Annotated in this window: 19 protein-coding genes and 1 pseudogene; 5 read left to right on the top strand and 15 right to left on the bottom strand. The window is 69.5% G+C overall.

Annotation, left to right across the window (positions count from 1 at the left end):
• Positions 1-4 precede the first annotated feature (4 nt).
• The 3 genes from AC4GYY_RS02335 (at position 5) to AC4GYY_RS02325 (ending at position 4,271) form a co-directional block, all read left to right on the top strand.
• Positions 5-1,615, top strand: a complete 1,611-nt coding sequence (locus tag AC4GYY_RS02335; RefSeq protein WP_491118444.1) for a hypothetical protein — start codon at positions 5-7, stop codon at positions 1,613-1,615.
• 11 nt (positions 1,616-1,626) lie between these two features.
• Entirely contained in the window at positions 1,627-3,501 is a 1,875-nt protein-coding gene (locus tag AC4GYY_RS02330) for an ABC-F family ATP-binding cassette domain-containing protein (protein ID WP_491118442.1), read from the top strand.
• Between the two features lie 83 nt (positions 3,502-3,584).
• Positions 3,585-4,271: an esterase/lipase family protein gene (locus AC4GYY_RS02325; RefSeq protein WP_491118440.1), complete on the top strand. Its 687-nt coding sequence runs from the start codon at positions 3,585-3,587 to the stop codon at positions 4,269-4,271.
• A gap of 266 nt (positions 4,272-4,537) precedes the next feature.
• On the opposite strand, the gene AC4GYY_RS02320 is transcribed toward AC4GYY_RS02325, so the two are convergent.
• A complete protein-coding gene (locus tag AC4GYY_RS02320) occupies positions 4,538-4,771 on the bottom strand; it encodes a hypothetical protein (protein ID WP_491119275.1) in 234 nt (77 codons plus the stop codon).
• Between the two features lie 35 nt (positions 4,772-4,806).
• Positions 4,807-5,730, bottom strand: coding sequence for a glycerophosphodiester phosphodiesterase (locus AC4GYY_RS02315; protein WP_491118438.1), 924 nt, complete (start codon positions 5,728-5,730; stop codon positions 4,807-4,809).
• Positions 5,731-5,813: 83 nt separating this feature from the next.
• On the opposite strand from AC4GYY_RS02315, the gene AC4GYY_RS02310 reads away from it, so the two are divergent.
• Both AC4GYY_RS02310 and AC4GYY_RS02305 read left to right on the top strand, forming a co-directional pair.
• Positions 5,814-6,737: an XdhC family protein gene (locus AC4GYY_RS02310; protein WP_491118436.1), complete on the top strand. Its 924-nt coding sequence runs from the start codon at positions 5,814-5,816 to the stop codon at positions 6,735-6,737.
• 87 nt (positions 6,738-6,824) lie between these two features.
• Positions 6,825-7,403, top strand: coding sequence for a nucleotidyltransferase family protein (locus AC4GYY_RS02305; RefSeq protein WP_491118434.1), 579 nt, complete (start codon positions 6,825-6,827; stop codon positions 7,401-7,403).
• Here the strand turns inward: AC4GYY_RS02305 and AC4GYY_RS02300 are convergent.
• The 13 genes and pseudogenes from AC4GYY_RS02300 to AC4GYY_RS02240 form a co-directional block, all read right to left on the bottom strand.
• Positions 7,390-8,160 (bottom strand): helix-turn-helix domain-containing protein, encoded by a 771-nt coding sequence (locus tag AC4GYY_RS02300; protein WP_491119274.1) that lies wholly within the window; start codon positions 8,158-8,160, stop codon positions 7,390-7,392. The two genes, AC4GYY_RS02305 and AC4GYY_RS02300, sit on opposite strands and share 14 nt — an antisense overlap.
• A gap of 55 nt (positions 8,161-8,215) precedes the next feature.
• A complete protein-coding gene (locus AC4GYY_RS02295) occupies positions 8,216-9,421 on the bottom strand; it encodes an ABC transporter permease (RefSeq protein WP_491118432.1) in 1,206 nt (401 codons plus the stop codon).
• Positions 9,422-9,519: 98 nt separating this feature from the next.
• A pseudogene (locus AC4GYY_RS02290) lies at positions 9,520-10,215 on the bottom strand (ABC transporter ATP-binding protein); the annotation flags it as partial.
• Entirely contained in the window at positions 10,208-11,581 is a 1,374-nt protein-coding gene (locus tag AC4GYY_RS02285) for an efflux RND transporter periplasmic adaptor subunit (RefSeq protein ID WP_491118430.1), read from the bottom strand. The pseudogene AC4GYY_RS02290 and the gene AC4GYY_RS02285, both read right to left, overlap by 8 nt.
• Positions 11,581-13,026: an efflux transporter outer membrane subunit gene (locus AC4GYY_RS02280; RefSeq protein WP_491118428.1), complete on the bottom strand. Its 1,446-nt coding sequence runs from the start codon at positions 13,024-13,026 to the stop codon at positions 11,581-11,583. The genes AC4GYY_RS02285 and AC4GYY_RS02280 overlap by 1 nt, the downstream gene beginning before the upstream one ends.
• A gap of 72 nt (positions 13,027-13,098) precedes the next feature.
• Positions 13,099-15,174, bottom strand: a complete 2,076-nt coding sequence (locus AC4GYY_RS02275; protein ID WP_491118426.1) for an ATP-binding protein — start codon at positions 15,172-15,174, stop codon at positions 13,099-13,101.
• A gap of 6 nt (positions 15,175-15,180) precedes the next feature.
• Positions 15,181-15,468 (bottom strand): hypothetical protein, encoded by a 288-nt coding sequence (locus AC4GYY_RS02270; RefSeq protein WP_491118424.1) that lies wholly within the window; start codon positions 15,466-15,468, stop codon positions 15,181-15,183.
• The gene (gene bioB, locus AC4GYY_RS02265; RefSeq protein WP_491119273.1) at positions 15,465-16,592 is read right to left on the bottom strand and encodes a biotin synthase BioB; all 1,128 of its coding nucleotides are present in this window, start codon (positions 16,590-16,592) and stop codon (positions 15,465-15,467) included. Before bioB ends, AC4GYY_RS02270 begins: the two co-directional genes overlap by 4 nt.
• Positions 16,593-16,642: 50 nt before the next feature.
• A complete protein-coding gene (gene scpA, locus AC4GYY_RS02260) occupies positions 16,643-18,946 on the bottom strand; it encodes a methylmalonyl-CoA mutase (RefSeq protein WP_491118422.1) in 2,304 nt (767 codons plus the stop codon).
• A gap of 135 nt (positions 18,947-19,081) precedes the next feature.
• Positions 19,082-19,864, bottom strand: a complete 783-nt coding sequence (locus AC4GYY_RS02255) for an enoyl-CoA hydratase-related protein (RefSeq protein WP_491118420.1) — start codon at positions 19,862-19,864, stop codon at positions 19,082-19,084.
• Positions 19,865-19,883: 19 nt separating this feature from the next.
• Positions 19,884-20,303: a methylmalonyl-CoA epimerase gene (gene mce / locus AC4GYY_RS02250; RefSeq protein ID WP_491119272.1), complete on the bottom strand. Its 420-nt coding sequence runs from the start codon at positions 20,301-20,303 to the stop codon at positions 19,884-19,886.
• 2 nt (positions 20,304-20,305) lie between these two features.
• Entirely contained in the window at positions 20,306-20,467 is a 162-nt protein-coding gene (locus AC4GYY_RS02245) for a hypothetical protein (protein WP_491118418.1), read from the bottom strand.
• Positions 20,468-20,511: 44 nt separating this feature from the next.
• Positions 20,512-20,796: a hypothetical protein gene (locus tag AC4GYY_RS02240; protein ID WP_491118416.1), complete on the bottom strand. Its 285-nt coding sequence runs from the start codon at positions 20,794-20,796 to the stop codon at positions 20,512-20,514.
• Positions 20,797-20,815: the final 19 nt, after the last annotated feature.

The raw sequence follows: 20,815 nt of genomic DNA, 5'->3' as shown, positions 1-20,815 counted from the left end.
TGGCATGATCGCAACACTGATGCTCGCGCAGGCGATGGTGGCGACGATCGATTATCGGGTTTCGCTAGCCACGGGACCGGTCGTCGGGATCGAGATGACCTTCCCCGGCGACGACGACGGCCAGACCGACATCGACCTGCCGGAGAAATGGGCGGGCAGTTCGGAGCTCTGGCGCTCGCTCACGCTGGTCGGGGTCGACGGCGGGACCGTCATCAAGAGCGCCGACGCCGCACACTGGCGCATCCGCCATGAGCCCGGCACCCGACTTGTCGTCCGTTACCGGTTGGCCGACGGGCAACCCGGCCCTCCGGACGCCGCGACCTTCGAGAAGGCGCGTCCCGTGATCGAGCGTGACTGGCTGTCGATCCACAATCAGGGGGCGATCGCCATTCCGCACGGCCGCGAGACCGCGCCGGCGACCTTCGCCTTCGGCCCGATCGCGAGCGGATGGAAGGTGGCGAGCGATCTCACCGCCGCCGACCGTCCGCTCGTGGCGAACGACATCGCCGAGGGCGTGATCGTCGGGGGCGCGGCGATGCGCCTGGCGACCCGCACCGTCGGCGGCCGGACCTTGCGGGTGGCGGCGATCGGGCGCTGGCCCTTTCCCGATGTCGCGCTCGTGGACCCCGTCGCGCGGCTGATGGCGAGCGAGAATGCGACGCTGGGCGCAACCGCGGTTGACTATCTGGTAACGCTGGTCCCGCTTGCCGGCTCGGCGACCGGCGCGGTCAGCTATGGCGGCACCGGCGCGACGGCGGGCTTCGCGCTGGAGGCGACCGACAATGTGCCGCTGAACGACTTCACCCGCACCCTCGCGCACGAATACGCGCACCGCTGGTTCGGACGCGCGTTCGGACCGTCCGACGACAGCGCCCGCGGCTATCTGTTCAGCGAGGGCTTCAACGACTGGTTCGCGCACCGGGCGATGGTGGCGAGCGGGCTGTGGACGCCCGCGCAATGGGCCGACCAGCTCGACCTCGTCCTGCTCCGCTACGGCAGTTCGACGGCGCGCGGGCTGAGCGAGGCGGAGATCATCGCCAGGTTCTGGGACGATCCCGACGCGATGCAGCTCCAGTACGATCGCGGGAACCTGACCGCGCTGCTGCTCGACGCGCGCCTGCGGGCGGCGGGCAAGCCGGGGTTGATCGCGCTGCTTCGGCGGATGACCACGGTCGAGGGCGACGAGCGGACCCGGATCGAGGCCCTGACCCAGGAGGCGCTGCCCGGCGCCTTCGCCATCGCCGCGAAGGATGCGATGACCGCACTCCCCGCCGACGCGGTCGCCGGCTGCGGCGCGCTCGGCTGGATCGAACAGCCTGCCTACGGCCGCGGCTTCGACGTCGACGCGGCGCGCCGGGTGACGAAGGTCGAGCCCGGCTCGGGCGCGGCCAGGGCGGGCATCAAGACGGGGATGATCTACCGGCGTCGCGTCTCGTTCACCTATCTGGACGCCGGCAAGCCCTATGTCGCCGAGTTCGCCGACGGGGCGGCGACCCGCACGATCAGCTGGCTGCCGACGCTGCCGAAGACGGTGCGCTTCCAGAAGCTGATCCGCGCCGGCCTCGACACCCTCGCCTGCCGCACGGCGATTGCAGGATCGCCCGCCACCCCCTAGCTCGCGCGGCGATGCCCGCACCTATCCTCTCCTACGAAGACCTCGGCCTGGTTCAGGGCTCGGGGTGGCTGTTCCGCAACCTCACCCTCCACGTCGGCCAGCGCGACCGGCTGGCGCTGATCGGTCGCAACGGTGCGGGGAAGACGACGCTGCTGAAGCTGATCGCCGGCCGGATCGACGCGGACGAGGGGCGTCGCACCATCGTGCCCGGCACCCGCGTGATCCTGCTGGAGCAGGATCCCCAGGTGACCGGCTTCGCGACGCTCGCCGACTACGTCCTCGCGGGCGACGACGCGCCGCTGCCTTACGAGGCGGAGGCGATCGCCGACCAGCTCGGGATCGACCTCAGCCGCGAGGCCGCGACCGCCTCGGGCGGCGAGCGACGCCGTGCCGCGATCGTCCGCGCGCTGGCGCAGGATCCCGACGTGCTGCTCCTCGACGAGCCGACCAACCACCTCGACATCGCCGCGATCGAATGGCTGGAGGACTGGCTCGCGCGGTTCCGGGGCGCGTTCGTCGTGATCAGCCACGACCGCACCTTTCTGACCCGGCTGACGAAGCAGACCTTGTGGCTCGACCGCGGCACCGTGCGCCGCGCCGAGATCGGCTTCGGCGGGTTCGAGGCGTGGACCGACCAGGTCCATGCCGAGGAGGCGCGCACCGCCGAGCGGCTCGACGCGCGGCTCAAGATCGAGGAGCATTGGCTCCAGCGGGGCGTCACCGGACGGCGGCGGCGCAACATGGGCCGCCTCGCGCAACTGAAGGAGATGCGCGCCCAGCGCGCGGCGATGATCGGGCCGCAGGGGACGGCCGCGCTCCAGATGGCGGCCGACGACGCCAAGACCAAGGTCGTGATCGACGCGGAGCATGTCTGGAAGAGCTATCCGCGCCATGGTGTCTCGACTTCGCCCGACACGAACGCGGTCGGTGCGAGCGCATCCCGTTCCACGGTCGCGCCGCGCGAAGTCGAAGAGCCGGGACGGCGCACCATCATCAAGGATTTCACTTTCCGCATCACCCGCGGCGACCGGATCGGGATCGTCGGGCGCAACGGCGCGGGCAAGACCACGCTCCTGAAGCTGCTGACCGGCGAGATCGCGCCCGACGAGGGCCGGGTGAAGCGCGCCAAGACGCTCGACGGCATCGTCATCGACCAGCAGCGCAAGCTGATGGCGCCGGAGAAGAGCGTCCGCGACGTGCTGGCCGACGGCGGCGAGTGGATCGACGTGCTGGGCGTCCGCAAGCATATCCACGGTTACCTGAAGGAGTTCCTGTTCGATCCGTCGCTCGTCGACGCGAAGATCGGGACGCTCTCGGGCGGCGAACGGTCTCGGCTGTTGCTGGCACGCGAGTTCGCGCGGCACTCGAACCTGCTCGTGCTCGACGAGCCGACCAACGATCTCGACCTCGAGACGCTCGACCTGCTCCAGGAGGTGATCGCCGATTACAACGGCACGGTCCTGATCGTCAGCCACGACCGGGACTTCCTCGACCGGACCGTCACGGTGACGCTGGGCCTCGACGGGAGCGGCAAGGTCGATGTGGTGATCGGCGGGTTCGAGGATTGGGAGCGCCAGCGCAAGCGCCCCGCCGAAACGAGGAAAGAGGCGCCGAAGCCGGCGGCGGCGGCGCTGCCTTCGCCGACTTCGCGGGTGAAGCTCAGCTACAAGGACCAGCGCGATTATGACGGTCTGCCCGCCAAGATCGAACAGCTCGACGCCGCCATCGCCCGCGACGAGGCCGCGCTCGCCGACCCGGACCTCTACGCCCGCGAGCCCGCCGCGTTCGACCGGCTGATGGCCGCCATCGCCAAGGCGCGCGACGAGAAGGATGCGGCGGAGCTGCGCTGGCTGGAGCTCGCCGAGCAGGTCGAGGCGCTGGGGTGAGCGACATCCCTCCCGTTCGTTCCGAGCGAAATCGAGGGACAGGGCGGGAAGGCGCGGCAGGTGTCTCGACCCCGCTCGAAACGATGATCTCGCCGCCCTCCAAGAAGCTCTGGGCCGCGGAGGTCCCGCGCGCGGCCTGGAGCGTGGCGACCTGGCCTCGCCACCGCGCCGCGCTCGCCGCCGCGCCGCGGGGCGACGGTCGCCGCGTGATCCTCCTGCCGGGCCTCTTCAACGACGACCTGTCGCTGACGGTGATGCGCCGGTATCTCATTGGCCTTGGATATGGGGCCGAAGGCTGGCGGCTCGGCAGGAACCTCGGCGTCCGCACCGTCGGCCCCGAGGCGGGGCGACTGGTCCAGCGGATCGCCGCCGTGGGCGAGCCGGTGTCGCTGGTCGGAGTCAGTCTCGGCGGCATCCTTGCGCGGATGATGGCGCATCGTCATCCGGAGCTGGTGCGCGAGGTGGTGACCATCGCCTCGCCCTATGCCGGCGATCCGCGCGCGACGAACGTCTGGCGCGCGTTCCAGCTCGTCACCGGCGAGCGGCTCGACGACCCGGCCGTGGTCGCCCGTTCGGCGGAGATCGCGCGGCCGTTGCCGGTCCCGGCCACTGCCGTCTGGAGCGCGAGCGACGGGCTGGTGAACGGCGCGATTTGCCACGATCCGAGCGCACGCTCCGTCGAGGTGCGCAGCTCGCATTATCTCGTGCAGATGCGCCCTGAGGTGCTGATCGCGGTGGCGGAGGCGCTGGCGACACCCCCCTCGTGTTGAGCCGGGGTCCAAGGCGATGGCGGGTTCATCGCTGAGCGTTCACGCATTCGCGCTTCGGTCCACGCTGGGCCCGGCTGGAAGCCGGGGTGACGGGAGGGGATGGACCCGCTTCCCCTTCGTCCGGCTCGTCAGATGGAACCTTCCGCAGCGGTCGCAGCGATAATGGCGCAGCATCACGCTCGCCGCGCGCGCCGCAACCTCGGCCTCGTCCGCGCTCGCGAAGCGCGCCTTGCGCCGGCAGGTGCTCAGCTTCGTCCGTGCCACCGTTACCGCGCCTGGTACCCGTCATACCCGTCGCACTCGCGCGGGTCCCGGCGGCAGCGCTTCTGATACTCGCGCCGCTCGCGCCCCTCGCGCGCTTCCTTCTTCCGCATCTTGCGGCCGTAGTTGCGGTCGGCCTCGTCCTGGCTCGTCGTCGCCCAGTCGACGGTCTGCCCCGCGACCTTGAACGGCGCGGTGGCCACGCTCGCCACCGTGCGGACGCATCCGCCGGTCGCCATCAGCGGCACGATCGCCGCAAGACCTATCCATCGCTTCACGCTACGACACTCCCCACGACCCGTCGTCCCATTGCCGGAAAATCGGTGAACACTCCGTCGACGCCCATGCGCAGCGCGTCCGAGATCTCGGCTTCGAGGTCGGCGTACCGCTCCGGCACGAACATCCGTTCCGCCCGGTACGTCCATGGATGCACCCGCAGCCCCGCCGCATGCGCGCGGTCGACCAGCGAGGGGGAGAGCATCGCCTTGCTCGGTCCGATCCCCCAGGCGTAGCGCGCCACCTCCGCCAGACCCGCCGGCGTCGCCATCGCCGCATAGCTCGCGACCGACCCGTCTGCCGGGCCGCCGCTCGCGTCCATCAGCTGGATCAGCCGCACCGTGGTCATCTCCGCGAGCCGCCGCAGGTTCGCGACCTCGAACGACTGGAGATAGACCGGCGCTTCGGCCGAGTCCCACCCGACCGCCCGCAAGGCCGCCAACACCAGCGCGTCGGTCGGCAGACCGATCGCGGCGAAATAGGTCGGGTGCTTGGTCTCGGGATAGATCCCCACCCCGCGCGCCTTCGCGAGCGCGAGCACCTCCGCGAAAGTCGGCACCTCGTAGCGCCCGTCATATGCGGTATTGCCCGGCCTGAGCTCGGGCAGGCGCTCGCGCGCGCGCAGCGTCTTCAGCTCCGCAAGGGTGAAGTCCTCCACGAACCAACCCGCCACGTCGGCCCCGTCGATCGTCCGCGTCGCGCGTCGATCGGCGAACTCGGGACGGGTGGCCACGTCCGTCGTCCCGCCGATCTCGTTCTCGTGCCGGGCGACCAGCACGCCGTCCCGCGTCGGCACCAGATCGGGCTCGATCACGTCGGCACCCTGATCGATCGCGAGGTCGTAGGCGGCGAGCGTATGTTCGGGCCGCTCCCCGCTCGCGCCGCGGTGCGCGATCACGATCGGTCGGGAGAGCGGGGCCATGACGCCACCTTGCCCGAACCCCCGCCGAAATGCGACGGGATTGATCCTCCCCGGCAGCGCGAGGACACCCTATCTGAGGACCCATGCCCGAAAACGATTCCGTCCTCGCCGCCGCCGCCCAGTGGAAGGGTGCGCCGCTCGCGCTCGCCACCGTCGTCTCGACCTGGGGCTCCGCCCCGCGGCCGAAGGGCAGCCACATGCTCGTCCATGCCGACGGCCGCTTCGAAGGTTCGGTGTCGGGCGGCTGCGTCGAGGGCGACATCCTCGACACCGCCGCACAGGTGATCGCGGGCGCGCCGTTCGCGGTGAAGACCTACGGCGTCGCCGACGCGAGCGCCTGGGAGGTCGGGCTCCCGTGCGGGGGCGAGATCAGCGTCATGGTCCAGCCGGTCACGGCGGACGGCTTCGACCCCGAGCTGTTCGACCGCATCACGGAAGCGCGCGAGCACGGCCGCTCGCTGACCGTCACCACCGATCTGGCGACCGGCCACAGCGACCTGCGGCCGACCGGGACCGGCGAGGTCTTCGCCAATCGCTACGATCCGCCGCGTCGGCTGCTGATCGTGGGCGCGGTCCAGATCGCGCAGTCGCTGGTCGGGCTGGCGCACACGCTCGGGATCGAAACCGTGGTGATCGATCCGCGCGCGCGGTTCCTGACCGAGGAGCGGTTCCCGGACACGACCCTGGACGATCGCTGGCCCGACGAGGCGATCGCCGCCTACCGCCCCGGTCCGGCGACGGCGGTGGTGACGCTGAGCCACGACACCAAGATCGACGATCCGGCGCTGATCGCCGCGCTCGCCGCGGACACCGGCTATGTCGGCGCGCTCGGCAGTCGCCGGAGCCATGCCAAGCGACTGGAGCGGCTGGCGGAGGCCGGTGTGACGGAGGCGGACCTGTCGCGGATCGACGGCCCGGTCGGGATCGACATCGGCGCGATCGGCCCGTCGGAGATCGCGCTTTCGGTCGCCGCAGCGATGGTCCGCGCGTTCCATGGTCGCGGCTGAATCTTCCATCAACCCGTTCGTCCCGAGCGAAGTCGAGGGGGCCGGGCGTGTCCCTCGACTTCGCTCGGGACGAACGGAGAAAGGCGAGTGATCGCGCCTGAACGGACCGTCCTGGCGCTGCTTGCCGCGGGTCGATCGACGCGGTTCGGCGGCGCGAAACTGGATGAGGAGCTCTGGGGTAAGCCGTTGGGTCGGCACGTCGCCGACACCTTGGCGGGCGTCGTGTTCCTCGCTCGCGTGGCGATCGCGGGCGACGCCCGCCTCGATTACGCGGCGGCCGGGTTCGAGGTCATCGCGAACGGCGATCCGGCGCGCGACCAATCTTCCTCCCTCCGCCTCGCGGCCGGATTCGCGAGCGCAAGGGGCGCCGACGCCCTCCTGATCGTCCTTGCCGACATGCCCTGCGTCACCGCCGTCCACGTCCGGCGCCTGATGGCGGCCGCGGACGGCCCGGCGGCGGTGGTCGCCTCGACCCACGGCGGGTCGCCCAAGCCCCCCGCCCTCTTCGGCCGCGGGCGCTTCGCCGAGTTGCTGACCATCACCGGCGATCACGGCGCGCGCAATCTCATCCGGGCGGGTCGGCTGGAGGCGACCGACGCGGCGGAGCTCGTCGACGTGGATACCCGCGCCGACCTCGCCGCGCTCGAGCGATCTACCCGATCGTGACGCCGACCACGCGCCACTCGCCGCTCTCGCGGTCGAGCGACACCGTCTCGATCGCGTCCGCCTTGTTCGCGAAGCTCGTCCGGAACTTGACCACCTGATAGCCGTGCGGCGGCGCGGGCAGATCTTCCTGGCTCAGCAGGCTGCGCGAGACCACCGCGCCGAGCGGCTTGCGCGCCCGGTCCGACGCCGCGGACCAGACCTGGAGCGTGTTGAGCCGCCGGAACGTGGTCGCGGTCGCGCGGTAGCTGTCGGCCCAGCGGCCCTCGTCGAGCAACGCCACGAACCGGCGTGCCGCATCCACGACCGCTGGGTCCGCGGCTTCGGTCGCGAGTGCGGGCGATGGCGACGGAGCGGTCTGGGGTGCGGCGGCGAGCGCCAGGAGACCGAGGACGAGAGACATGAGGCAGACTCCGAGGATGATGCGGGAAGGACGGTCGGACCGCCCGGCGCCGACGACCGGCGCAACCTCCCGATCCGCCTCTCGGCTCGGACGCGCATCCCCGATTTCGTCGGACCCGAAGGATTTGGGGTGGCTCGTCCCCTCCCCTTCCGCCGCCAGCAGCAGCCGCGCCGCCTCGCGGCTGCTGGGCACCGCCAGCTTCTGGCGCGCCGCGCGCAGCCGCTCGTTGATCGTGTGGACCGACAGGTCGAGCGAACGCGCGATCGACTTGGCGTCATGCCCGCGCACTATGAGGCGCAGCGTCTGCTTCTCGCGTTCGGTCAGCGACCGGAGACCGTGCTCGACCCGCATGTCCATGACCGCGGGGTAGGTCGCGGCTCCAAAGCTCGCCACCCCTAAAATCTCGTAGTCTCTACTCGTGTCGCAGCGCGTCGATCGGGTTGAGCGCCGCCGCCCGGCGGGCGGGGAAATAGCCGAAGACGACCCCGATCACCGCCGAGATCGCGAAGGCGATCAGGTTGATCTGGAGATCGAAGGTCCACGGCACCTGCATGAGCGGGGTCACGCCGGCGATCACGAGCTGCGCCACTGCGAGCCCGATGAGCCCGCCCAGCATCGACAGCGCCACCGCCTCGACGAGGAATTGCGTCAGCACCTCGTTCGCGACCGCGCCGATCGCCAGGCGGATGCCGATCTCGCGCGTCCGCTCGGTGACGGAGACGAGCATGATGTTCATGATGCCGATGCCCCCGACGATCAGGCTGATCGCCGCCACCGCCGCGACGATCCGGGTGAGCAAGGTGGTGGTGGAGGTCAGCGTGTCGCGGATCTGCGCGGTGTCGAAGATGTTGAAATCGTCGTCGCGGCCGGGCTGGATGTGCCGCCGCTGGCGCAAGAGATCCGAGATCGAGGATTGGACCGCCTCGTTCGAATAGGCGCCGTCGACACCCACCAGCATCAGCCGCACGTCGCGGTTGCCGGTGAAGCGCCGCTGCACGGTTTTGATCGGCATGACGACGACGTCGTCCTGGTCGCCGAACCCGCCCTGCCCGCGCTTCGTCAGCGTGCCGATCACGGTGCAGGTGATGTCGCCGAGCCGGAAGCGCTTGCCGACCGCGTCCGCGCTGCGGAACAGGTTCTGGCGCACCGTATTGCCGATCAGGCAGACCGCCCGGCCTGCCGATTCCTCCGCCGGCATCCAGTAGCGGCCGGAGGCGAGCGGCCACGGCTGGACGGTCAGGAACGCCGCCGTGGTGCCGTTGATCGTCGTCGACCAGTTCGCGCCTTCGTAGATCGCGGTCGCGGTGGCGGAGGCCTGTGGTGCTACCGCGGTGACGCCGGCGATCTGGGTCGCGATCGCGTCGACGTCGGTCATGTCGAAGTCGGGCGGTCGCGGGCCGCCGCCGCCGCGCCCGAAGCCCTGGCCCGGGCGGACCTGGAGAACGTTGGTTCCGAGCGCGGAGATGCTCTGCTGCACCGCCGCCGTGGTCGCCTTCCCCAGCGTCACCATCGCGACGACCGCGCCGACGCCGATGATGATACCCAGGATCGTCAGGAACGACCGCAGCTTGTGCCGGGCGATCGATCGGATCGCGAGCGTGACGGTGGTGCCGAACATCAGGCCGGGGGTCCCGGCATGTCGCGACCCGGCAAAGCCGCGTCGTCGGACGGGCGCTGCCCGCCGGCCGCGCTTTCGCGAGTCTGCCGATCGTCGTCGGCAGCCGAGCTGCGTGTAATCCTCTCGACCAGCCCGTCCTTGAAGTGGATCACCGTCCGCGCGAACGCGGCCATGTCGGGTTCGTGCGTCACCATCAGCACGGTGATCCCGCTCTCGCGGTTGAGATCGGTCAGGAGCTCCATGATCTCGACCGAACGCTCCGAATCGAGATTCCCGGTCGGCTCGTCGGCGAGGAGCACGTCGGGCCGCGTCACCAGCGCGCGCGCGATGGCGACGCGCTGCTGCTGCCCTCCCGAGAGTTCGGCCGGGGTATGGTCCCACCAGTCGGCGAGCCCGACCTTGTCGAGTGCGCCCATCCCCAGTTCGCGCCGCGCCTTCTTGTCGTCGCCGCGGTAGAGCAGCGGCAGCTCGACGTTCTCCAGCGCGGTCGTGCGGCTGAGCAGGTTGAACCCCTGGAAGACGAACCCGAGATACCGGCGCCGGAGCAGCGCGCGCTGGTCGCGGTCGAGCGTCTCGACATGGTGGCCGCGGAACAGAAAGGTCCCGGCGGACGGCACGTCGAGGCAGCCGAGGATGTTCATCGTCGTCGACTTGCCCGAGCCGGACGGTCCCATCACCGCGACGAAGTCGCCGCCGGCGATGTCCAGGTCGACGCCCTTGAGCGCCTGGAACGCGGTCGGCCCCGAGCCGTAGGTCTTGGTGACCCCGCGCAGCGCGATCAGCGCGTCAGCCACCGCCCGCTCCGCTTCCCTGCCGCCGTCGCTGGCCGCCGCCGCGCTTCGCACCGCCGCCACTGTCCCCGCCCGCCAGTTGGCCGGTGATGACCTCCATGCCCGGCTTGAGATCGCCGGAGAGCACCTCGGTCCGGACACCGTCGGTGTCGCCGGTCGTGATCTGGACCGGCTGCGGCGTTCCGTCCGCCCCCTTGACGTAGACCGTCTGCCGCGCCCCGCGACCGACGGTCACCTGCCGCTCGCCCTGGCCGCGCCTCGGGCGGAAGGTCAGCGATCCCGCGATCCCGCCGCCGTCGCCCGCGCCCGCGGCGGTCGGCTTGAAGCGGAGCGCGGCGTTGGGGACGAGCAGCGCGTCCTCCTTCGCCGAGGTGACGATGTCGGCGGTCGCGGTCATCCCCGGACGGAGCTCGCCGCCGGTGTTCGCGACCGACAGATCGGCGGCGTAGGAGACCACCTGCCCCGTCGTCGAGGTCGTGCTGGTCGTCGACGAGGTCGCCGAACTCACCGTCAGGTTCGAGCCCAAGTCGACCCGCGTGATCTTGGCCGGGAAGGTCTTGCCGGGAAACGCATCGACGGTGAAGCTCGCGTCCTGGCCGATCTTGACCTCGCCCACATCCGCCTCGTCAATCGCGACCTCCAGCTTCATCCGGGTCAGGTCCTCGGCGATCACGAATAGCGTCGGCGTGTTGAACGACGCGGCGACCGTCTGCCCGGGATCGACCGCGCGGGCGAGGACGACACCGGTGACGGGCGAGCGGATGATCGCGCGGCTGCGCTGGGTGCGGCTCTGCGCCAGCGTCGCCTGCGCCGCGGCGACGTTCGCCTGCGCGACCTTCAGCGCCGCGACCGCGCGCTGCGCATTGGCGCGCCCGGTCTGGAGCTCGGTCGCCGAGGGAACGCGCTTGTTCGAAAGGCGATAGACCTCCTCAAGCCGGGCGAGCTGCGCATTCGCCTCCGACACGGTCGCGCGCGCCTGATTGACGCCGGCAACGTTGGCGGCGAGCTGGGCCTCGCCGGCGCGGATCTGGTCGTCGATCTGCTCGGGATCGATCAGCGCCAGCGGCTGGCCGGCGGTGACGTGGTCGTTGACGTCGACCACCACCCTGGTGACCAGTCCCGACAGCTGCGAGCCGACCGTCACCTGGTTGGTCGGCGCGAGCTTGCCCGTGGCCGAGACGCTGACCGTCAGATCGCCGCGCTGCACCTTGCGGGTGGCGTACTGGACCTCGCTCGAGCCGCCGAAGACGCGCCAGGCGAGCAGCGCCAGCAACACGACGCCCAGGAGGACCGCGCCCCACTTGGCCCAGCGCCGCCATGCCGGCTGCGGCCTCACGCCGAGGAAATCGTCTAGAACCTGGTCGGCCATCAGGGCGTGTCCGTCGGGGCTTGAGGGGCGGCGCTCGGGTCCCAGCCACCGCCGAGGGCGACGTAGAGCTGGATCAGCGCGGTCGCGGCGTCGGCGCGGGCCTGGCTCGCGCCGTTCTGGGCGGAGAGCAGCGCCGCCTCCTGTTGCGACAGCGTGGTGAAGTCGGTCAGCCCGGAGCGGTACTGGCTGCGGCTGAGGAGGGCGGAGGTGTTCGCTGCGTCGAGCGCGACGGCGAACTCGCGCTCGCGGGCGATCGCCGACTGATAGGCGACGAGCGCGTTCTCGACATCCTCCAGCGCGGTCAGCACCGAGGCGCGGTACGCCGCGAGCGCCCCGTCGGCAGCGGCCTCCGCGCCGCGGACCTGGCTCCTCAGCCGCCCGCCGTTGAAGATCGCCTGGGTCAGCCCGGCGAACAGCCCACCGGTGATCGTGCCGGCGAGATCGCCGATCCTGGTCGCGTTGGTGGAGATGTTGCCGCTGATCGCGAGCGCCGGGTAGAGCTGGGCCTTCGCCACCCCGATCTGCGCGGTCGCCGCCGCGAGCGTCCGCTCCGCCGAACGGACGTCGGGACGCTGGCGGAGCGTGTCGGCGGGCAATCCCGCGCCGATCGCGCCGACGCCGGCCGGGATCGGCCTCACCGCCGCGATCAAGGGCTTGAGCGCGCCCGGCGCTTGCCCGGTCAGCACCCCGAGCCGCGAGACGGCGGCGTTATACGCCTGCTCCAGTTGCGGGATCGTCGCCGCGGTCTGCGCGCGCTGGACCCGCGCCTGCTCCTGATCGAGCGAAGACACGAGGCCCGCCTGGACACGGAAGCCGGCGATCTCCAGATTGTCGTCCTGCAAGCCGAGGCTGGAGCGCGCGTTGGCGAGCTGCGCCTGGTAGAGCCGCGCAAGCACGTAGTTTCTAGCGACCTCGCTCTCGACCGACAGCAGCACGGTCGCCGAATCGAAACTGGACGCCTCATATTGCGCGCGCGTCGCCTCCACCGTGCGCCGCACCTCGCCGAACAGCCCGACCTGATATTGCGCGTCGAGCCCGAGCGAGAAGCTGTCCTGCGAGCCCCCGCCCAGCGAAGTGACGGTACCGTCCGGCAGCGTCAGCGTCGTCCCGCCGCCGCGCAGGTTCGCCGACCGATTGTACCCGGCCGAGCCGGACAGCGTCGGCAGCAGGCTCGTCCGGCTCTGCAACAGCGATTCGCGCGCCTGGCGCAGCCGCGCCGCCGCCTGCGCGACGTCGAGGTTGGCAGCGGCGGCCTGTTCGACCAACTGGCCGAGGACCGGATCGTCGAACCGGCCCCACCAGCGCGTCAGATCCTCCCGCGTCGGCGCGGCGGCGACCGAGTAGGCGTCGGGTACGCCAAGCTCCACCGCCGAGCGGAGACGGTAGTTCGGTCCTACGGTGCAGCCGGCCAGGATGAGCGGGAACAGGAGAAACCGGGATCGCATCGCCGCTGGAAATGGCCAGCACGGCTGCCGCGGTCCAGCGAAACTATGTCGCAAAGTGTCGTCGCCGCGGCTTTACTCCAGCTCCAGGATGACCTGATCGACCGCCAGGCTTTCGCCCTGCTGCGCGCTGATCGTCTTGACCGTCGCGGTCTTCTCCGCGCGCAGGATGTTCTCCATCTTCATCGCCTCGACCACCGCGAGCGGCTGACCGGCCTGGACCGTGTCGCCCTCCTTCACGTCGAGGCGCACGAGCAGGCCCGGCATCGGCGCGATCAGGAACTTGGAAAGATCGGGCGGGACCTTCTCCAGCAGGTGATGCGCGAGCCCTGCGGCATGCGCGGGCAGGACGCGCGCGACATGGGTCGCGCCGCGCGCGTTGAGGCGGAAGCCGGTGCGGGTGCGCGACAGCTTGACGGTGAGCGGCTCGCCGTCTTCTCCATGGATCGGTTCGGCGGTGATGACGCGGTCGCCGGGGGTATATTCCAGCGCAACCGCCAGCTCCTCGCCGTCGACCGTCAGGCCGTCGAGCGAAACCGTGACGGCATGATCCGCCTTGTCGATCCGCACCACCCAGTCGGCGGGCGGCGGCAACGGCGCGCCGAGCTGGCCGTCGACGCGGCGGGCGCGGTCGGCCTCGGCGGTCGCGGCGAAGGCGGCGACGCCCGCAAGGGTGCGGATCAGCTCCGGCGCGGCGGGCGCGCCGTGGAAGCCGTCCGGGTATTCCTCGGCGATGAAGCCGGTGGTGATGTTGCCGCTGCGGAAGCGGGGGTGCTGCATGAGCGCGGAGAGGAAATCGAGGTTGGTCCCCGGCCCCTCGATCTCGAATTCGTCGAGTGCGGCGACCTGCGCGTCGATCGCCTGTTCGCGGGTCGGCGCCCAGGTGACGAGCTTGGCGATCATCGGGTCATAGAACATCGACACCTCGCCGCCTTCGCGGACGCCGTCGTCGACGCGGACCACCACTCCGTTCGTGCCGAGCGAAGTCGAGGCATCGCTCGGTCCATGTCCCTCGACTTCGCTCGGGACGAACGGGGACTGGCGCTTGCTCGCCTCCGGTGGATTGTACCGCACCAGCCGCCCAATGCTCGGCAGGAAGCCGCGATACGGGTCCTCGGCATAGACGCGGTTCTCGACCGCCCAGCCGTTGATCCCGATGTCCTTCTGCCCGAACGCCAGCGGCTCGCCCGCGGCGACGCGGATCATCTGCTCGACCAGATCGAGGCCGGTGATCTCCTCGGTCACCGGATGCTCGACCTGGAGCCGGGTGTTCATCTCGAGGAAGTAGAAGCTCTCGCCGGTGGTGTCCGCGCCCGAGACGATCAGCTCCACCGTGCCGGCGCTGTAATATCCGACCGCCTTGGCGAGCGCGACCGCCTGCTCGCCCATCGCGCGGCGCATCTTGGGCGTGACGAAGGGTGACGGCGCTTCCTCGACCACCTTCTGGTGGCGGCGCTGGACCGAGCATTCGCGCTCGTTGAGGTACAGGACGTTGCCGTGCTGGTCGCCGAGCACCTGGATCTCGATATGGCGCGGGCTCTCGATGAACTTCTCGATGAAGACGCGGTCGTCGCCGAAGCTCGCCAGCCCCTCGCGCTTGGTCGCCTCGAAGCCCTCGCGGACGTCCTGCTCGCTCCAGGCGAGCCGCATCCCCTTGCCGCCGCCGCCCGCGGAGGCCTTCATCATCACCGGATAGCCGATGTCGGTGGCGATCTTCACGGCTTCGTCGGTGTCGGCGATCTCCCCCAGGAAGCCGGGGACGACGTTGACGCCTGCGGCCTTGGCGAGCTTCTTCGATTCGATCTTGTCCCCCATCGCGGCGATGGCATTCGGCGGCGGGCCGACGAAGGCGATCCCGGCCTCGGCGCAGGCCCTGGCGAAGCTCTCGCGCTCGGAGAGGAAGCCGTAGCCGGGGTGGATGCAGTCCGCGCCGGTCTCCTTGGCGGCGAGCAGGATCAGCTCGGCCTTGAGGTAGGATTCGGCGGCGGGGGCCGGCCCGAGCCGGACGGACTCGTCCGCCATCAGCACGTGCGGGGCGCGCGCGTCGGCGTCCGAATAGACCGCGACGGTGGCGATCCCCATGCGCTTAGCGGTGCGGAACACACGGCACGCGATCTCGCCGCGATTGGCGACCAGGATTTTCTTGAACATTCTTGCTTAGCCTTGCTCGTCAAATCTGGTTAGCAGCACCATCGCTGCCCACGGCGTAATCTCGTGACCGCTCTCGCAATTTGTCCACGTGCTTGAGTGATCGACGTACTCAGCCAATGTGCTTACGACAGCGTCGAAATGATCTTGCAGCTGGTCCGGTGCAGCGAGAGCGCCTTCAAGGCGGCCATCTATCTTCCAGCCGCCGAGTGCAGCGCTGCCCGACACAAAGATGGTATCAACCGTCCGTCCATTGACCTGAACTTTGATGAGAGCAGTGTCGGGGTACTCCCTCACTCCGCCGCCTCACACACCTCGTCACCCCGGGCTTGACCCGTGGTCCCGCTTCTTCCTGCTGCGTCAAGGCAGCGGGACCCCGGCTCAAGCCTGTCCTGAGCTTCGCCGAAGGGGCCGGGGTGACGGGTGGGGGCTTCCGCCGCCATTCCCTTCAGCCCCAGCTTGACGAACAGCGCCGCATCCCTGTCATCGCCGGCGTTGGCGGCGGTCAGCAGCTTGTCGCCGGTGAAGATCGAATTGGCCCCGGCGAGGAAGCACAAAGCCTGGGTCGATTCCGACATGCTCTCGCGCCCCGCCGACAGCCGCACCATGCTCCGCGGCATGGTGATCCGCGCGACCGCCACCGTCCGCACGAACTCGATGTCGTCGATCTTCGCCAGCGGCGTGTCGGCGAGCATGTCGCCCAGCACCGTGCCCTTGACCGGGACGAGCGCGTTGATCGGCACGCTCTCGGGCGGCTCGGGCATCGCGGCGAGTGCGTGGAGGAAGCCGACGCGATCCTCGCGCGTCTCGCCCATCCCAACGATCCCGCCGCAGCAGGTCTTCATCCCCGCCGCGCGAACATTGTCGAGCGTGTCGAGCCGGTCCGCGAAGGTCCGCGTGGTGATGACGTCGCCGTAGCGTTCGGGCGAGGTGTCGATATTGTGGTTGTAGTAATCGAGCCCCGCCTCGCCGAGCGCCTCGGCCTGGGCGGGGGTGAGCATGCCGAGCGTCATGCAGGTCTCGAGCCCCATCGCGCGCACCCCGCGGATCATCGCCGCGAGCGCGGGAATGTCCTTGTCCTTCGGGTTGCGCCACGCCGCGCCCATGCAGAAGCGGGTCGAGCCGTGGTCCTTCGCCTGCGCCGCCGCCTGGAGGACGGACTGCACATCCATCAGCTTGGTCGCCTTCAGCCCCGTCTCGGCGTGGACCGACTGCGAGCAATAGCCGCAATCCTCCGGACAGCCGCCGGTCTTGATGCTGAGAAGGGTGGAACGCTGCACCGCGACGGGATCGTGGTGCTGGCGGTGAACCTCGGCGGCGCGGAAGACGAGTTCGGTGAAGGGCAGGTCGAAGAGGGCCGCGATATCGGCGCGGGTCCAATGAGCACCGTTCGTGCCGAGCGAAGTCGAGGCATCGTTCACCGCATGTCCCTCGACTTCGCTTGGGACGAACGGATGTGTGGTCACGCTGCTCACTCCGCCGCTTCCGCGATGTCGTCGCCCTGGGGCGGCATGTTGTGGCCGAGGAGGCGGAGCACGTCCTCCGCCGCCTTGATCAGGTTGGTGCCCGGGCCGAAGATCGCCTGCACTCCGGCGTCGTAGAGCGCCTGATAGTCCTGCGCGGGGATCACGCCGCCGGCGATCACCTTAATGTCCGCGCGACCAGCGTCACGAAGGTGGCCGATCAGCTCGGGGATCAGCGTCTTGTGGCCCGCCGCGAGCGATGACGCGCCGACGACATCGACGTCCTTCTCCAGCGCGGTCGCGGCGGCCTCCTGCGGGGTCTGGAACAAGGAGCCCGCGACGACCTCGAAGCCGAGATCGCCGAACATCGACGAGACCAGGTTCGCGCCGCGATCGTGCCCGTCTTGCCCCATCTTGGCGACGAACATGCGGGGCTTGCGGCCGAGCCGACGCTCGGTCGCCGCCACGCCGCGCAGGAGGCGCGCCCAGCGCTCGTCGTCGGTGTAGGCCCCGCCGTAGATCCCCTTCACCGGGGTTGGCGCGGTGCCGTAGCGGCCGAACACCGCCTCCATCGCGCTGCTGATCTCACCGAGCGTCGCGCGAGCGCGGGCGCACTCGACCGCGAGCGCCAGAAGGTTCGTCTTCTCCCACCCGTTCGTGCCGAGCGAAGTCGAGGCACTACCCGGCGCTTGTCCCTCGACTTCGCTTGGGACGAACGGAGTCGAGATGCGCGCACCTTCGGTCAGCGCCGCCAGCGCCGCCTGGCAAGCGGCCTCGTCACGGCCCGCCTTGACCTGCTCGATCCGCCGGATCTGCGCCTCGCGCACCGCGACATTGTCGACGTCGAGGATGTCGATCGCGTCCTCATTGTCCTTGCGGTATTTGTTGACGCCGACGATCACGTCCTCGCCGCGATCGACGCGCGCGGCGCGGGCGGCGCTCGCCTCCTCGATCATCGCCTTGGGCCAGCCGGCGGCGACGGCCTTGGCCATCCCGCCTTCGCGCTCGACGCGCTCGATGATCTCCCACGCGCCGTCGACGAGCTGCTGGGTCAGGCTCTCGACGTAGTAGGAGCCGCCGAGCGGATCGACGACCTTGGTCATCCCGGTCTCTTCCTGGATCACGATCTGCGTGTTGCGCGCGATCCGGGCGGAGAAGTCGGTGGGGAGCGCGATCGCCTCGTCGAGCGCGTTGGTGTGGAGCGACTGGGTGCCGCCCAGCATCGCCGCCATCGCCTCGATCGTGGTGCGCATGACGTTGTTGTACGGGTCCTGCTCGGTCAGCGAGACGCCGCTGGTCTGGCAGTGGGTGCGCAGCATCTTCGATCGCTCGTCCTTCGCGCCCAGGTTCGTCATCACCCGGTGCCACAGCACGCGCGCGGCGCGGAGTTTTGCGATCTCCATGAAGAAGTTCATGCCGATCGCGAAGAAGAAGCTCAGACGCCCGGCGAACTTGTCGATGTCAAGGCCGCTGGCGACGCCGTACTTCACATATTCCATGCCGTCGGCGATGGTGAAGGCCAGTTCCTGGAGCTGCGTCGCCCCCGCCTCCTGCATGTGATAGCCGCTGATCGAGATGCTGTTGAACTTCGGCATCTCGCGCGACGTATAGCCGAAGATGTCCGAGATGATCCGCATCGAGGGTTCGGGCGGGTAGATGTAGGTGTTGCGGACCATGAACTCCTTGAGGATGTCGTTCTGGATGGTCCCGTCGAGCTGCGCGCGGGGCACGCCCTGCTCCTCGCCCGCGACGATGAAGAAGGCGAGGATCGGGATCACCGCGCCGTTCATCGTCATGCTGACCGACATCTGATCGAGCGGGATGCCGTCGAACAGGATCTTCATGTCCTCGACGCTGTCGATCGCGACCCCGGCCTTGCCGACATCGCCGGTGACGCGCGGATGATCGCTGTCGTAGCCGCGGTGGGTAGCGAGATCGAAGGCGACCGAGAGGCCCTTCTGCCCCGCCTTCAGGTTGCGGTGGTAGAAGGCGTTCGATTCCTCGGCGGTCGAGAAGCCGGCGTATTGGCGGATCGTCCAGGGACGACCCGCGTACATCGAGGCGCGGACGCCGCGGGTGAACGGCGCGAAGCCGGGCAAGCCCGGATCGTCGCGCACGTCCTCGGCCGTGTAGAGCGGCTTGACGTCGATCCCCTCCGGCGTGCGCCAAGTGAGGTCCTTGCCCTTGACCTCCTTGGCGGCGGCGGCGGCCCAGGCGTCGAGAGTGGGCGCTCCCGCGGGCGCCGAAGCGCTCGGCTTGGGCGCAGCGCCGGAGTCCTCGCCGGTGTTGGTCTCGATCGTCGGGTCGGTCATGGCGGAATCTACCGTTCGTCCTGAGTAGCCATTGAGCTTGTCGAAATGGCGTATCGAAGGACAGTCGGTCCCATCTCCTTCGATACGGGTCTTCGCTCCGCTCAGCCCCTACTCAGGACGAACGGAACACATGGCCTACATGCCCTTGAACACCGGCTTGCGCTTCTCGAGGAAGCTCAAGCCCCCCTCCTGCGCGTCCTGGGACGCGCCGGCGATCCGCTGGCCCTCGGCCTCGGCGCGGAGCGTCTCGTCGAGCGTGCCGTCGAGCGCGATCATGATGTTGCGGCGCATCGTCGCGAGCGAGACGGTCGGCCCAGCCGCCAGCCGGGTGGCGAGCGCCAGCGCCTCGTCCATCAGCGCGGCGTCGTCGACCGCCTTGTAGATCAGCCCCCAGCTCTCCGCCTGGTCGGCGGAGACACGCTCGCCCAGCATCATCATCTGGGTCGCGCGCGCCTTGCCGATCGTCTTGGTCAGCAGCCAGGTCGAGCCGCCATCGGGGACCAGCCCGATGTTGACGAACGCCTGGAGGAAATAGGCCGATTTGCCGGCGAGGACGAAATCGCCCGCCAACCCCATCGAGCAGCCGACCCCCGCCGCGGGACCGTTGACCGCGGTGACGACCGGGACCGGCAGGCGCAGGATCTGCGACATCAGCGGGTTGTAATGGTTCATCAGCGCATGATGGCTGCCGCCACCCGCGGGACTGGAGGTGCCGCGCGCCTGGAGGTCGGCGCCGGAGCAGAAGGCGCGGCCCGCGCCGGTCAGCAGCACGCAGCGCGCGCCGTCCAGATCGTAGAGCGCGGCGGTCAGGTCGTCGGCAAGCTGGATCGACGCGGCGTTGAGCCGCTCGGGCCGGTTGAGCGTGACGACCAGAACATCGCCCTTCTTCTCGGTCAGGATCGTTTCGTAGTTCGCCATTATCGCTCTCCCTTGTTTCTCAGTGACCGCCTTCGGGCGTTTCCATCAGCTCGACCAGCATCCCACCGAAGGTCTTCGGGTGGACGAAGACGATCGGCGTCCCGTGCGCGCCGGTCCGCGGCTCGCCCAGCACGGTCGCGCCGTTCGCCTTGAGGTGCGCGACCGCTTCGTGGATGTCCGGCACCTCGAAGCAGACATGGTGCTGTCCGCCAGCCGGGTTCTTCTTGAGGAAGCCCGCGATCGGCGACGTCTCGTCATAGGGCTCGATCAGCTCGATCTGGGTGTTGGGCGCGTCGACGAAGCACACCTTCACCCCCTGCGCGGGCAGGTCGAACGGCACGCCGATCTTGTCGGCGCCGAGGAGGAGCCTGTACGTCTCGACAGAGTCCGCGATCGAAGGCGTCGCGACGCCGACATGGTTGAGGCGGCCGAGGGTCATGGTCATTCCTTCGGTAGAGATCGGCGGACGATCGCTGCGCCTTCGATCATGCCCTCGACGCGGGCGAGCCTTCGATCGATGTCAATGACGGCGCTGGTCAGCGACTTGGCGGCGCTCGCCTGCACTTCAAGTTCCTTGTTGAGCGCGTCGATCCGCGTCTGCATGACGACAACATCACGAACGGCCCGCATCGCATCGGAGAATGCGCTCACTTGTGAAGACCCGCCGCGCGAAGCATCGCGTCGATCTCCCGGTTGTTCGCCTGGAGCAGAGCAATCGACCGATCCAGGCTCTCGTGCATCTTTGGAATTGCTTCGCTAGCCTCTGCAACAAGCGCGGACAGCTCGGCCTCCTGCTCGGGCGTGAGGTCGTCTTCTTCCTCCACCTTACGGCGAACATACTCTCCGACCGAAATGCCTCTCGCCGCGGCCCGAGAAGCGATCACGGCCTTGCGGTCCGGCGTCGTAAGAAAGGTCACACGTTCGGTCTGCATCGGAACTCTCCTTCACATC

This window comes from Sphingomonas sp. SP6, assembly GCF_058313435.1.
The sequence above is the reverse complement of the archived record's forward strand: the minus strand, read 5'-3'. Positions and strand labels throughout refer to the sequence as shown.